Consider the following 15,297-nt stretch of genomic DNA (forward strand, 5'->3'; position numbering starts at 1 on the left):
ACTTAGCATTGGAGACGCAATCAAGCAAACGTTGATGATCAATGAGGCCGACAAAAAAACCAGCAAAAATGCTTTTTCCGTATTTGTTGAGCAGGTGCAGAATGTAATCCGCTATTCAGCTCAAAGAGGAGTTCTTGAGCAGGAAAAAGAGGTAAGTTATGGCATACTGACACTTGGAAAGGAAGGTTCAAAAACCTATATTGATTGCGGCAATCAGATTGATGTAAAAGATGTCGAGAGAATCAAAAAAAGTCTGGAGAAGATCAAAACTCTGGACAGAAAAGAGTTGAAAAGTCTTTATAAAACAATTTTAAAGGGAGAGACTCCAGAAGGAAGTAAGGGAGCTGGTGTTGGATTTATTGAAGTTGCCTTGCGGGCTAAAAATGGTTTCGATTATGATTTTGTAGAGATTGATACTGATACCTACTTTTTCAGTTTAAAAGCTTATGTTTAATGATTATCACTGATTTTTGTGATATTAAACGGAAAACGGAAATGGCTTATACTATAGCTTTCCAGATAAATATTTTATTTTTTTTATCAAAAAAATTGTTAAGATAACAGATATTTAGGCTTTTTCATTGTCGTTTTAACTTTCTGGAATAATATATCTAAAAAGGCCATTAAAAAATTTTAAAAATGAAGGAAACAATCATGGAAAATATCAAAATCAGTCCCACAGAACGTACACCTGAAATTAGTTTTGATTTTGAAAAAAATATATTTAGTATTACCGGAGAGTCATACCCGGAGAATGTGAATGATTTTTATGATGACATTATGGGAAAATTGAAACAGCACCTTGGCCAGCTATCTGATTCATCCGTAGAAATGAATTTTGAACTCATTTATTTTAACAGCAGCACGGCAAAGGTATTGATGGAATTGTTTGACCTGATGGAAGAGACTGCGGAAAATGGGAATAGTGTTATTGTAAACTGGATCTATGAAGAGGACGACGATCATATGGAGGAGTTGGGTGAGGAGTTTGGTGAGGATCTTGACTCTGCACAGTTTAACATGAAGATCAAATAATCTGTTTTGATTTTGTATGATGTGATGGTTTTGTAAAAATTCGGAAACACCAAAAATTTGGCATGCTCCATGAATATTTTACCGTGGAAATGGATACATTATTTCCATACTCGGGGGTGGCCGGACTCCGGCCATGACGGTTTAATTCTTTTGAAGTTAATATTAAATAATGAGGTTGAACTCGAATGATAATAAGCGACTCTTTCAAAAAAGAAAAGATGATATTTGAAGCCGGTGAGGCACTGTTGCAGGGTGGTGATGAAGGGGTTGATTATTCGTCAGAATTTACCAAACTACTGAAGCAGTACAAAAAATTGCTGAAAACAACAGATCGTCTGATGCGAGTTAGTGACAGCAATGAAAACCGATTGAAACAGGTAAATATTCAGGTCTCCAGGCAGCAGGAAGAGTTGGAAAAAACCCACGCTGAACTCTCCCAACATGCAGAACTCCTTGAAATAAAGGTGGCTGACCGGACAAAGGATCTCCAATCAGCACAGGAAAAACTGGAAAAACTGGTTGAAATAGGTATCGCCCTGTCAAAGGAGCGAAATCTCAATCGCTTCAAGGAGATGATTCTTGCCGGTGCAAAGGAGCTGACCAATGCTGATGGCGGGGGATTGCTGCTGTTTGATGAGCCATCGGACAGCCTGAGATATGAGCTTTTTGGAGTAGATTCCCTGGATCTTCATTTTGGCGGCAACTCTGGTCGCACCATCCCTTTTGCCCCCATTCTGCTGCGGGATCCCGAAAATCAGCGCCCCTATTATTACATGGTCATCCCCCATACAGCATTGACACGAAGAACTGTGAGTATTGCCAACATCAGGGAATCCAGTGACTTTGACTTTGCCGACATTGAGGCGTTTGACGAAAAATTTGACTATCGTTCCCAATCCTACCTTGCGGTTCCTTTAAAGCAGAGTCAGGGAGAGGTGGTAGGGCTTCTGGTTCTGTTTAATGCACGTATAAAGGGAACAGGTCGTGTGATTCCCTTTTCCCAGGAGATGGCTGGTTTTGTGGAGGGGTTGGCCAGTCAGGCAGCTGTAGCACTTATTAATCAGCAGCTGCTGGATGGACAGCAGCAGCTGCTGGATTCCTTGATTAAACTCATTGCAAGTGCCATTGATGCAAAGTCTCCCTATACAGGGGGCCATTGTGAACGGGTGGTTGTTTTGAGCGAAATGCTTGCCCGTGTAGCATGTGAGACAATGGAAGGACCATGGGCGGATTTTGACATGCAGGAGAGTGAATGGCGGGAGTTCAGGATTGCCAGTTGGCTACACGATTGTGGCAAGGTGACAACCCCGGAGTATGTTGTGGACAAGGCCACCAAGCTGGAGACCATTTACAACAGAATCCATGAAGTCCGTACCCGTTTTGAAGTGCTTTATAGGGATTGCGTGATTGAGTATCTGAATGCCCTCATGCAGGGGGATAAGGAAGATGCTCTACAACAAACTGCTATGCAACAAGAAACACCACTTGGTCAGGAGCAGCCGAAAGAGCCTGAGCAGCGGAAAAAGATAACCATAAAGCAGACACAAAGACAGGCCCTTCTAAAAAAAGAGCTTGATGAAAAACTCAACCGTCTCCAGGAGGATTTTGCCTTTGTCGCATCCTGCAACGTAGGTGGTGAATTCATGGATGAGAGCAAACAGAAGCGTCTGGATGAAATTGCAACCATCACCTGGCAACGTCATTTTGATGACCGCCTTGGACTTTCCGAGGCCGAAATCTATCGCTTGAAGGGAATTTCTCCGCAATCTCTGCCAGCCACGGAACATCTTCTGGCTGATCGCAAAGAGCATCTCATTCCCAAACCAGATGGTGCTTCCTCCTATGATTTTGAAAAATATGGGTTTAAGGTCAATGCACCGGAGTATCTCTTTAATCAGGGTGAGTGCTACAATCTTAAGATTGCCAAGGGAACATTGACGGAAGAGGAGCGTTTTAAAATTATTGAGCATGCCATCCAGACCATTGTGATGCTGGAAAAACTGCCCTTTCCCAGACAGCTATCCCAGGTTGTGGATATTGCCGGATCTCACCATGAAACCCTTGTTGGTAACGGTTATCCCAAAAAACTGGATGAGACATCTATTCCCTTGAAGGCGAGAATTCTTGCCATAGCCGATGTGTTTGAAGCACTGACGGCAAGCGATCGACCCTATAAAAAAGCAAAGACCCTCAGCGAAGCAGTCAGAATTCTTGGATTCATGAAAAAGGACAGGCATATTGATCCAGACCTGTTTGATCTTTTCCTGTCAAGTGGTGTTTATAATCAGTACGCCAAACGTTTCCTGGATAAAAAACAGATGGATGATGTGGATGTGGCAGAACTGTGCGGGAAATAAGGGAACTATATTATTATGGACTTGTCAGATTTTATTGTGATGATTGTGGATGATACGGAAACCAATATTGATGTTCTGGTTGATACCCTTGGAGATTACTATGATGTCCGGGTTGCCATGGATGGCGAAACTGCCCTTGAAGATATTGAAGAGGAGAAGCCAGATCTCATCCTCCTGGATATAATGATGCCGGGAATGGACGGATATCAGGTGTGTGAGAAGCTAAAATCAAACCCTGAAACCAGTAATATTCCTGTTATTTTTCTGACAGCTATGAGTGAAGTGCAGGATGAAGCAAGGGGACTTGCACTGGGGGCAGTGGATTATGTAATAAAACCCTTCAGCCCGGCTCTTGTTAAAGCAAGGGTGAAAAATCAGATTGAACTTAAAAAAAACCGCGATCACCTTGAGTCTGTTGCCTCACAGCTCAGAGAAGCCTATAATGTAATTTCTGACAGCATTCACTACGCCAGCCGGATTCAAAAATCCACTTTGCCTTCTCCAGAACGTATCCGAAACATCCTTTCCGATTATTTTATCCTCTGGGAACCAAGGGATGTGGTGGGGGGAGATATCTACTGGTGTAAACCCTGGAAGGGTGGTCATGTCCTTTTTTTGACAGATTGCACCGGACATGGTGTCCCAGGTGCGTTTATGAGTCTAATAGGTAATGGTGCGCTGGAGCATGCCCTTTCTGAGGTTGAGGAAGGGGATCTCTCTTTTTTGCTTCAGACCTTACATTGCATTGTTCAGAAAGGCTTGAATCAGGATCATGTTGACCATGGCAAAAATGATGTACAAAAAGAGAGGCAGGATAAGGCATATCAATCCAATGATGGTTTTGAATGCGGGGCATGCTATATCTCCGGAGATCGTCGTACAATGCGATTTGCTGGCGCAGGATTTCCCCTGTTTATTCTTAACGGGGATGATATTACCATCATAAAAGGGGAACGGAAAAGTATTGGGTATTGCAATGTTCCACAGGATATCACATTTACCTCCCACACTATTGATCTGTTGCCCGATAATACCTATTACATGACATCAGATGGCTTGCTGGATCAGGTAGGAGGAGAGAAAAAACGATCTTTTGGTAAAAAAAGGTTTATGCGATTGATCCTTGAGATGAAGGAACTTCCCCTATACCGCCAGAGTGCGTATATTTCTGACGCACTGAAAGTCTATCAAGGAAGTGAGAAAAGAAGGGATGATGTATCGGTTATGGGATTCAGACTTTAGATTCTTATTTCTGATTTTCTGATTTACACTAAGCGGGCGAAAGTATTTAAAACCCATTCCATAATTTGGAGTTTGGTTCTAACATCTGCCACTGTAAGGGCAATCCTGTGTGATTGCCCTCTTGAATGTCAGACACATCGCTCTTCCCCCCCACAAAAATGCCAGACAATATAATCAAGCCCTTAAATAACAACGGAGTTGAGACACAACCGAGCAGTTGGAGTAGTAATATAAATGTTACCGTATATTGCCCCAGTTCAAAATCTGAAGAGTGGAGCAAAGCAACCCGGCAATGATGCAAAAAAAGGCATGCTTCATTTTCCATTTTACAATTTTCGGAGAAAAAACTCTAAATATCGGGAATCTCTCACAAAAAAGTGTAAAGTACTTTTGGGTTCATCTGACGGATGCCCAAAAAAATCCCGTTTTTTAAAGGTTCTTGAGAATTTGCATGCTTCATTGTGGCAGAGAAAGCTGCCATGTCCGTTAACCTCTATTATCCTTCTTTTTTTTATATTTTCTTTTATCTTCACTGCCTCCCTTAGTGCTGATGACATTGACGGGCCGGAACAAATCAAAGTCGTTTACAGCAAGGATATGATCCCCTACCATTTCCAGAATCCTAAAGGTGAACCTGACGGTATCTTAATCGACTATTGGAAGTTGTGGTCACAGAAAACAGGCATTGCAATTGATTTTATTCCTGCTTCCTGGGATGAAACCCTTGCCATCATGCAAAGGGGAGATGCCGATGCTCATGCCGGTCTTTTTTACAGTGAAGCCCGGGATGAATATTTGGATTTCGGCCCTTCTATAAGCAAATCTGAGACCCACATTTTTTATGACAAAAGGCTTCCGGCACCTAAAAATCACCAGGATTTTATGGCCTACCGTCTTGGTATCCTGAACGGTGATTTTGCCGAATACTGGTTTAACAAATACATGCCTGAAGCGGCTCTCCAGAAGTATCCCGATTACCAGAAGATGATTGCCGCACTTGCTTCCGGTAAAATAATGGCCTTTGTCGCTGATACACAGACCGGTTTTTACCACCTTGAAAAAAATAATATGAGACAGAGTGTCAATTTCCAATCCAACGCCCCGTTGTACAGTAAGGATTTTTTTGTTGCTGTGCCCCAAGGTAGCAAAGCAATGATGAATCATATTTTTGGCGGCTTTCTGCAGATTACTACAAAGGAGAAGAGAGAAATATCCAGGCAATGGGTATCAGGAAGCCGTACCGAAGACGATGGGGCACTCATTATTACCATGGAACGCAATTATCCTCCCCTGACCCTTCTTGGACCCAATGGAGACCCCACAGGGTTGTTGGTGGAGATGTGGGAGCTTTGGAGCCAGACCACCGGCATAAAAATAAAATTTTATCTATCAAGCTGGGAAGGCACATTTGAGGCAATGAAAAGCGGTGCAGCAGATATCCACTCAGGGCTTTTTCAAAGCCAGGAACGATCGGAATGGCTCTCCTTTTCAGACCCCATTTACAAGGCTGATACAGCCCTATATTTTCATAATTCCCAACCGCAGCTCTCCCTTGCACAACTTACCACTGAGAAAATCGGTGTAAGGGCTAATTCATATCAGGAGCAATATCTGCTTAACACCTATCCTGATCTTCAAATTGTTCCCTTCTCAAACGGCGAAAATATGATCCTGGCCCTGTTGAAAAAGGAGATTAGGGCAATACTGCATGAAATCAATTCTGTTGAAGCTGAGCTTGGTCGCCTGGGATTTCCCGGAGCCTTAAAGCAAGGGGCGGAAGTGGTTATGGGAAATACCATTCATGCAGGGGTACTACATGAAAATGAATCTTTATTGAACAACATCAACAAAGGCTTTGCAGCTATCCCGTTCACTCAATTGGCAGCTCTGGAAGCACGCTGGATTCCAAAAAAGGAGACTCGGTTTTACAAAAAGGGAACAGAAGCGGTATTTTTGACCCCAACGGAAAAGGAGTGGATCGCAAAACACCCGGTAATTCGGGTTCATAATGAGATGGATTGGCCGCCTTTTAATTTTTATGAAAATAAAAGGGCCAGGGGCTATTCAATTGAGTATGCAAAGTTAATAGCAAAAAAAACGGGTTTGGATCTATCGTTTATAAGCGGCCCTTCATGGGATGAATTTATAAAGATGTTAAAAACCGGTGATCTGGATGTGATGCTTAATATTGCCAAAACTCCGGAGAGGGAACTCTCTTTCAGCTTTACACCGGATTATATAAAGATGATTCAGAAGCTTTTTATCCGCATTGAAGATAGCCCTGTGGAGGGCATCAACGATCTTTTTGGTAAACGCGTTGCTGTGCCCAGAGGTTTTTTGGGGGGAGAGATTCTGAAAAATTATCCGGACATCGAAATCATACCTGTAAAGGACACAGCCGAAGCAATTCTTGCTGTATCTAAGGGAGAAGCAGATGCCCTTTTTGACCTGGTTCAGGTGGTGAATTATCTGATGATCAAGTTGCAGGTGACCAACCTTAAGGAGGGGGGCTATCTCGGTATCAGTGATACCGATACAAAACCCATTCCCCTTCACATTGCAGTGTCAAAAGAGAATCAGGTGTTACTCGGAATTCTTGAAAAGGGGATGCATTTGATCTCCAATGAAGAGATGCTTGATCTTAACACCCGATGGATTGGAATGCCACATGAAGAGAACCGATTATTCCCGCAAAACAGTGAAACAGATGAAACAGTTGGGCCGGAAATAGAATCAGTTAATCTGAGGAAAATTGGAATACAGGTCGCGGCGTTACTGGCCATTTTCATAGTTACTTTGTTTTTTCTTGCTTTTTTGTTACGCAGATCAGTGTTGAACCAGGAGACTTCTGTATATAAGGCTGCACGCTTAAAAGGGCTTGGTTTTGGTGTCATTGTTGTATTTATGATTGTTGTGACCATTGCCACATGGCTTGCCGTTGCCCAGATAAAGCTGGAAATAAAGCAGGGCATTGGACACACACTATCTACGATTTTAGCTACTACCCACGAAGCATTGCGTATCTGGGCTAAAAACAATATCTCCAATATTCAGCATATTGCCGCTTCGGATGTGGTAAAACGTGAGAGTCTCCGCCTGTTGGGAGAACTCCCTCAAAACATAGCACTGCAGTCAAGTTTCATGTTGAAAGAACTAAGAGGCTATTTTGCAACCATTGGCATCCGTCGTCAATATGCTGATGAAAATTTAAGCTTTTTTGTTGTAGGTAAGGATTGTATTAACTATGCTTCCATGGATGATGCTCATATCGGAATAAAAAGTATGATTGCGGATCGCCATCCTAAGTTGATGAATCGTATTTTAATGGGGGAGACTCTGCTGATTCCCTCAATCATGCAGAATAGCTCATGGAAGCCGTCCGGAATGCGGCAAGAGTCTGAAAGGTTTTCTGACATAAAGCAAGGCTTGGAAGATTCATCAGTCATAAAGCAAGGCTTGGAGGATTCATCAGTTATAAAGCAAGGCTTGGAAGATTCATCAGTCATAAAGCAAGGCTTGGAGGATTCATCAGTTATAAAGCAAGGCTTGGAAGATTCATCAGTTATAAAGCAAGGTTTGGAAAAAGTTTCTGGCATACAGCAAGGCTTTGAAGGTACAGCCGGAGAGGATGATGAGATAGAGAGCCTGTTAAATGCCAATCAATACATCATGTTTTTTGGTACACCGATTCGAGATGAAAATCAGGAGATTATAGCAGCCCTTTTTCTCCAGGTAGATGAGACCCTTTATAACCGTATCATGCGACTGGGTCGTTTAGGGAATTCAGGTGAAACTTACGCCTTTGATGACCAGGCTCGTCTTATAAGTGAGAGCCGATTCCATAATAAAATGGAAAATCTCGGTTTGATCAAAAGGGATACTCAAAGCAAACCTAATTTACCTCAAAGCAAGCCGACTGTAAATCAAAGCAAACCCACTGTATTTATCCGTGACCCGGGCAAAAATTTATTGCTTGATCAAATCATAGTTCAAAATAGTGGTAATGATCATAAAGGGAATCTGTATCAAAATAATAAAAGATTACCGGATTTTGAAAAGGCATCACTTACACTTATGGCCAAAGAAGCCATTGAAGGACGAAATGGCCTGAATCTTGACGGATATCGAGATTATAGGGGAGTACCTGTACTGGGGGCATGGATATGGGATACCACACTTAATCTGGGCATGGCCACTGAAATTGATCGTGATGAAGCTATGCGGGTCTATCTGTTTATCCGCAACACTGTTGTCATACTTCTGTCTGTAACACTTTTGCTGGCTGTACTGCTGACCGGATTTGCCGTATGGATTGGTCAACGGGCCAACCGTTCACTTCGACTGGCCAAGGATGAGCTGGAGGAGCGTGTGGCCCAGCGTACCGCAGATCTGCAGGAGCGTGAAGGGCGGATACAATCTCTTTTGGAGTCTGCTCCTGATCCCATGATTGTCATTAATGAAGAGGGGAGTATCCTAATTGTCAATGCACAGGCTGAAGCCATTTTCGGGTATGACAGAAAAGCTCTTTTAGGGGAAAAAGTTGAGATCCTGGTACCACAGCATATCCGGAATATGCATCCGGCCAATCGCCGGAAATATATTGCCAATCCTGATATTCTACCGGCTGGAAAGACCTTGGAACTGCTTGCCGTCAAAAAAGATGCCTCGCTTTTTCCGGTTGAAGTGGGGCTGAGTCCCATTGAGACTGACCAGGGAATATGGGTGGCTGCTGTCATAAGGGATATTACCCTTCGCAAGCAGGAGGAGCTTGTTAAAGCCAGAGCCCACAGGGATCTTACCACTATTAACAGAATCAATGAAACGGTGATGCACGCATTGACGGAACCCCAGCTTCTCTCCGACGTGTGTAAAATTGTCGTAGAAGCCAATGAAAAGCTCTTTGCATGGATCGGGTTTGCAGAATTTGATCAGGATAAAAAAATCCGCATTGCTGGGAGATACGGATTTGAAAAAGGGTATCTTGAAACTCTTACTCTCACATGGTCTGCAGCGAAGGAGTTACTCTATCCATCCGGAACAGCAATTCGAAGCGGGCGATACGTTCTGATTTCCGATGTTGCTGGCAATGCCGACTATGCTCCTTACAGGGAGAATGCTCTGGAGCGCGGTTACCTCTCTGTGCTGGCACTGCCCCTTATGAAACACGGAGATGCCTTTGGTGTCATTACTCTTTATGGGGAGAGTATTCAAAGCTTTGACGGAGATAATATCTATGCCCTGCAGCAGCTTGCAGACAGTGTTTCCCATGGCATAGCAGGACTTCGGACAGAAGAAGATCGGAAGGCGGCCAAAAAGGCCATGGAAGCTGCTGAAGAGCAGACACGACTGATTCTTCAATCTACTGAAGAGGGTATTTTCGGTCTTGATGCAATTGGACGAATTGATTTTGTCAATCCAGCAGCTTGTAAAATGCTTGACATGAGCGATGATGAGCTTCTGGGACATCTGGCACACCCGTTGATCCACCATTCCCACCCGGATGGCACTTCCTATCCGGCAGATAATTGTCCAATGGGCAGGTCTTTCACCCTTGGAGAGAGTCAGCTTGTGGATGATGAATTTTTGTGGCGTAAAGATGGTTCTGGTTTTCCCGTTGAATATACAAGCACTCCTGTAAAAAAAGACGGAAATCTCATAGGTGCAGTGGTTACATTTCGTGATATCACCCAACGCAGAAAGGCTGAACAGGAGCTTCTCAATGCCAAAGATGCTGCAGAAAGCGCCACCAGAGCAAAAAGCGATTTTCTTGCCAACATGAGTCATGAAATCCGCACCCCCATGAACGCCATCATGGGGATGGCCCACCTTGCTCTTAAAACCGAACTTGATTCCAGACAGAGGGACTATATTAACAAGATTGATGTTTCTGCCAAATCTCTATTGGGTATCATAAATGACATTCTTGATTTCTCCAAGATTGAGGCTGGAAAATTGGAGATGGAATCTATTGATTTTGATCTCATGGATACCTTCATTAATGTCTCTAACATGATCACTGTTAAGGCTCATGAAAAAGAGAATCTCGAAGTTCTTTTCCGGATAGACCCACGTGTACCGGATTATCTCAAGGGTGATCCCCTTCGTCTGGGGCAGGTTTTGATCAACCTTGGAAATAATGCCGTAAAATTCACCGAAAGTGGGGAAATCCTTCTTACAACTGAGGTAATGGAGTTTTCCAGGAGCTCGTTAGAATTGGAGCCGCTTAACGAAGGGACACAATTCAAAGGGGCACAGTTGGGGGATGTAGCTTCTGAAGTTGAAGATACAGGTTTTGGAACGGAATCTTCCCAAATGACCCCGGAAAAAGTAAAACTGAAATTCACGGTTCGGGATTCAGGTATTGGCATGACCCCTCAGCAATGCGCAAAACTGTTTCGTGCTTTTTCCCAGGCTGATACATCCACCACCCGTAAATATGGAGGAACTGGATTGGGACTCACCATCTGCAAACGCCTGGTGAAACTTATGGATGGTGATATATGGGTTGAAAGTGAGCCGGGAAAGGGTAGTGAGTTTATATTTACAGCCTGGTTCGGGATCGGAGCAGGTGAGGGCAAACTCTGTTTAAGGCCTGCTGAAGATATGGCCGGAAAGAGAGTATTGGTGATTGATGACAATTTAACTGCCCTAAAAATACTTGAAGAGATGCTTAAGATAATGCAGTTTGATGTTGACAAAGCCTCTGCAGGTAAAAAGGGAATTGAGATGATAAAAGAGGCTGATGCTGCCAATCATCCCTATGAACTTGTCTTCATGGATTGGAAAATGCCGAAAATGGATGGCATGGAGGCCAGTCGAGTTATTCGGTCGCTTCCTGATCTGGAGACCATTCCCAAAATTATCATGGTTACCGCCTATGCCCATGATGATGCTATTGGAGAGCTGGATAAGGCCGAGATGGACGGGATGCTTATCAAGCCTGTTTCTCCATCAGATTTGCTTGATGCAATCATGGTGGCATTTGGCAGTCATGCAGCAGGAAGAAGAGCTGCATCCCGGCAGGATATCGGGGATGAACAGCTCAAACCATTGCTGGGTGCTGAAATTCTGTTGGTTGAAGATAATGAGATCAACCAGCAGATAGCCTTTGAAATCCTTACGGGATCAGGGTTAAATGTCACAATTGCGGAAAATGGACAATTGGGAGTGGAAAAAGTAAAGTCCCGTTCTGGCAAGATGTTTGATGCGGTGCTGATGGATATCCAGATGCCGGTGATGGATGGCTATGAAGCAACCCGAGCTATTAGAAAATGCCCGGAATTTAACAATCTTCCCATAATTGCCATGACCGCCAATGCCATGACCCGGGATCGTGAAGAGGCCGCAGCAGCCGGTATGAATGATCATGTGGCAAAACCAATTGATGTAAAGGAGTTGATTCATGCACTGCTGAAGTGGATTAAGCCTAAAGAACCCCACAACTCTGAAGAGTTTGCTGATAAAGTAATAATTTCAGATCAACCAAATCCTTCAGGTCAACCAAATCCTTCAGGGCATTCAAAATTTTCAGATCGGGCAGATATCTCAGAGAATACAAAGCTGTTAGATGATATAAAACTCTCAGTTGATAAAATGGAAAAACTTCCCGGGATTTCAATTGAAAACGGCTTGTCCCGTGTCTCTGGAAATGAAAAATTGTATTTGACTATTCTCGGTAAATTCCTGCGGGATTTTGACGGTAATGCTGATCAGATTCAGGCGGCATTGGACAGCGGCGATCTTTCCCTTGCCCAGCGCCTGGCACACACCTTAAAAGGAGTGGCCGGTAATATCGGCGCACTTGATATACAGGAGAGTGCGGAGGTTGTGGAATATGCCATTAAAAATAACGATTTTTATGATATATCATCCTCTATAAAAACCTTATCTAATAATCTCTATATTGTTCTAAACGGACTAAAGGATAATATTTCATTTTTAAATGGGGACGGGGGGAGAGCTAATACTTCATCAACCATGGGTACCATGGAGCAACTTAAAGAGTTTCTGGAAAAACTTCTTCCATTTGTGGAGAGAAAAAAACCTAAACAGTCAAAGGAGATAATAGCTGAAATGGTTTCATTGGCGTGGCCGGACACTATTTCAACGCATCTTAGAGAGCTTCAGAAATTGACTGACAGATACAACTTTAAAAAAGCATTGTTGCTTATTGATATTCTCAATAAAGAAGAGTGGTAATAATGCATTAAAGGCCTTTAAATCGACATTGAGCTAAAGAGAAAGAGAGTGGAAAAACTATGGAAGAACAGGACGCTTGCTTCCGGGTGATTTTTGATAACGCTGGAGTGGGGATTGCAACCCTGAATGAACAGCGGCAATTTATTTGTGTTAATGAAATGTTTTTAAACTTTTCAGGATATCAGAAAGAGGAGTTGCAGCATCTGGTTTTGATGGATATTTTGCAGGCAGATCACGCTGAAAAGCTTGATAAGCTTACTTTAAAGCAGATTCAGGGCACTATGGGTAAAGTCAACCAGGAGTGCTGTTTTGTACGTAAGGATGGTGAAGAAAGATGGGCGGATCTATGCATATCACCTGTCCGTAATGAAGAAAATGGTTTTACTGCCGCCGTCATGACAGTTTCTGATATTACGGCGCAAAAGAGAGCAGATGCTGAACGTGCCCAGAGGATGCGCTCTGAAAAAGCAGTTATTGCAATATCCCAGGCCCTTATGAGTGCAGGGGGTGAAGCTGTTGAGCTGGAGAGGATACTTCAGCAACTTGTGATTGCCGCACAGGTGGATAGGGTATATGTGTTTCAGAATAACAGCAACGAAGACGGCAATATTATTGCAGAACTCCAATTTGAAGCGTGTGCTCCGGGGGTGCCTTCATTGACACGTTTTGTCGGGGCAACTGTTCGTTCATATAAAGATGATTTTGGCCGTTGGCAGAAAGAGTTGAGTCGGGGCAATCATATAAAAGGGGTTATTGATGGTTTTCCCAAAAATGAACAGGTTGTTTTGAAAAAGCAAAACTCCATTTCCCTGTTGATTCTTCCCTTGCAAGTGGAGGGTAAGTGGTATGGATTTATTGGATTTGAGGATACCTATACCCGTCGTTTCTGGTCACAAACAGATGAAAAACTGCTTGGTGCAACTGCTGAAATGATAGGTGTCTATATTGCAAGAGAGCAGACAGATGAGAGAATAAGGTTTGCAAGGGATGCTGCAGAAGATACCATTAAAGGTCATCATCAGATTTTTGCCGATATACGCAGTGGAATAAAGCACCCAATAAATTCCATAATTGAAAACTGCAGCCGGCTCATGGAAACAGACTTGATTCAACATCAGCAGGAGTACCTTAAAAAATTGGATGAGGCAGCTAACTCTCTTCAGAAGACCCTTGATACTGTTCCGGAACTTCTAAATACAGAGATCGAAAAAGAGGAGGATGAAAACAGTGCCTCTGTAGTAATAACAGAAAATACAGAAAATAGTGGTATGATCTCACCTGATAACAATGGGATCTCCCCGGAAAGCGGTTTGCAAGGGGATTTTTTTTATCTGGAAAATATGCTGGAACAATTATCCTTGCATTTGAAAAAGAAGAAAGCCAAACTGTGCAAGGAGGTCATGGTGGAAATTATGAAACATACTTGGCCGGATGAAAATCAAGACAGGATAGATGAGCTTGATGAGCTTGTGGGTAAATACAATTTTAAGGATGCGTCAGAAATAGTGGAAGATATGCTCTTCCAGCTTGGAATGAAGCTTATGTCAAACCGCCATGTTTGACCTATGGGGAGAAATTATGCAAATTGGAAATAAAATTGGAATCAGCAGGATATCGTTAATTGCAAATATTGTGCGTTCATTATTATTGTTGTGCTTGTTCGGGTCTATTTTGACAGACACAGCATTGGCACGTTCGCTTGAAGTGATTCGAAAAACAAATGAAATAAGGCTTTGCGTGGCGGGCTCCAGCCATGAGCTTTATGCTGCCATGGGCCTTGCCTTTGCAGAGGGAATGGGGATTCCGGCGAAGGTGAAGCAACTGGAATCCTGGGATCGGCAGTTTCATAATGCAGAAGGCGTAACGGTTAGAGACGCCACATATACACCGGAATTAATGGTAAGCGGTGAGTGCGACTGCTATCCCAATGATATGGTTATGAACGACTGGCGTCTTCAAAAACTTGATTTTGTTATCCTGTTTCAGACCCGCATGGTGGTAGTGGTGCATAAGGATCGTTTGTCCGGAATCAAGGGCATAGCAGATCTTGCCGGAAAAACCGCAGCCATACAGAAAGGCACAAGTTATCATACCTGGATTGACGGTCAGAATGCATCAACGCTGTCAGAAAATCCCATAACCATAGAGTTCATGCCCACAGATGCGAGTATGCAGGCAGTGGATACAGGGATAGTCGATTTCACTGTTATTGGTGCTGACGGAGCATTGAACTGGACTCGTAACAAAGTTAAAAACTCAGTTGTTGCCTTTCCCATAGGCACCCCAAAACAACTGGGATGGGCATTTCGGAAGGAAGATAAGGATCTGCAAGCTGCTGTACATAAATTTTTTGAATCCCAGGCCATTACAGGCTCCCGATTTGATAAGATATGGAGTGAAAAAGTGGGTATTGCTTTAAGTGATTTTACTCTTTTTATAACCAATTTATTACAGGATTGATAAT

Annotated in this window: 7 protein-coding genes; all 7 read left to right on the forward strand. The window is 43.2% G+C overall.

Annotated features, from left to right (window positions below; translation table 11 throughout):
- A partial coding sequence (locus tag MTBBW1_RS15305; protein ID WP_222424072.1) for a SiaB family protein kinase occupies window positions 1–454 on the forward strand: 454 nt, incomplete at its 5' end.
- Window positions 455–654: 200 nt separating this feature from the next.
- The gene (locus MTBBW1_RS15310) at window positions 655–1,035 is read left to right on the forward strand and encodes a DUF1987 domain-containing protein (protein ID WP_080804644.1); all 381 of its coding nucleotides are present in this window, start codon (window positions 655–657) and stop codon (window positions 1,033–1,035) included.
- A 185-nt stretch (window positions 1,036–1,220) separates the two neighbouring features.
- The gene (locus MTBBW1_RS15315; protein ID WP_080804645.1) at window positions 1,221–3,392 is read left to right on the forward strand and encodes an HD domain-containing phosphohydrolase; all 2,172 of its coding nucleotides are present in this window, start codon (window positions 1,221–1,223) and stop codon (window positions 3,390–3,392) included.
- Between the two features lie 15 nt (window positions 3,393–3,407).
- Complete coding sequence (locus MTBBW1_RS29615) at window positions 3,408–4,634, forward strand: response regulator (protein WP_245809417.1); 1,227 nt, start codon at window positions 3,408–3,410, stop codon at window positions 4,632–4,634.
- Between the two features lie 234 nt (window positions 4,635–4,868).
- Window positions 4,869–12,833 carry a transporter substrate-binding domain-containing protein gene (locus MTBBW1_RS15325; protein WP_080804646.1) on the forward strand — a complete coding sequence of 2,655 codons (7,965 nt, stop codon included), beginning with the start codon at window positions 4,869–4,871 and terminating at the stop codon, window positions 12,831–12,833.
- Between the two features lie 59 nt (window positions 12,834–12,892).
- A complete protein-coding gene (locus tag MTBBW1_RS15330) occupies window positions 12,893–14,395 on the forward strand; it encodes a PAS domain S-box protein (protein ID WP_080804647.1) in 1,503 nt (500 codons plus the stop codon).
- Between the two features lie 16 nt (window positions 14,396–14,411).
- Window positions 14,412–15,293, forward strand: a complete 882-nt coding sequence (locus tag MTBBW1_RS15335; protein ID WP_186441355.1) for a substrate-binding periplasmic protein — start codon at window positions 14,412–14,414, stop codon at window positions 15,291–15,293.
- The last annotated feature ends 4 nt before the right edge of the window (window positions 15,294–15,297 follow it).

It is taken from the genome of Desulfamplus magnetovallimortis, assembly GCF_900170035.1.
GTDB classification, from domain to species: domain Bacteria; phylum Desulfobacterota; class Desulfobacteria; order Desulfobacterales; family Desulfobacteraceae; genus Desulfamplus; species Desulfamplus magnetovallimortis.

Coding starts and splice junctions, on each gene's coding strand:
- MTBBW1_RS15325 (WP_080804646.1), top strand. CDS start 4,869: ATGTTACCGTATATTGCCCCAGTTCAAAATCTGAAGAGTGGAGCAAAG.
- MTBBW1_RS29615 (WP_245809417.1), top strand. CDS start 3,408: ATGGACTTGTCAGATTTTATTGTGATGATTGTGGATGATACGGAAACC.
- MTBBW1_RS15330 (WP_080804647.1), top strand. CDS start 12,893: ATGGAAGAACAGGACGCTTGCTTCCGGGTGATTTTTGATAACGCTGGA.
- MTBBW1_RS15310 (WP_080804644.1), top strand. CDS start 655: ATGGAAAATATCAAAATCAGTCCCACAGAACGTACACCTGAAATTAGT.
- MTBBW1_RS15315 (WP_080804645.1), top strand. CDS start 1,221: ATGATAATAAGCGACTCTTTCAAAAAAGAAAAGATGATATTTGAAGCC.
- MTBBW1_RS15335 (WP_186441355.1), top strand. CDS start 14,412: ATGCAAATTGGAAATAAAATTGGAATCAGCAGGATATCGTTAATTGCA.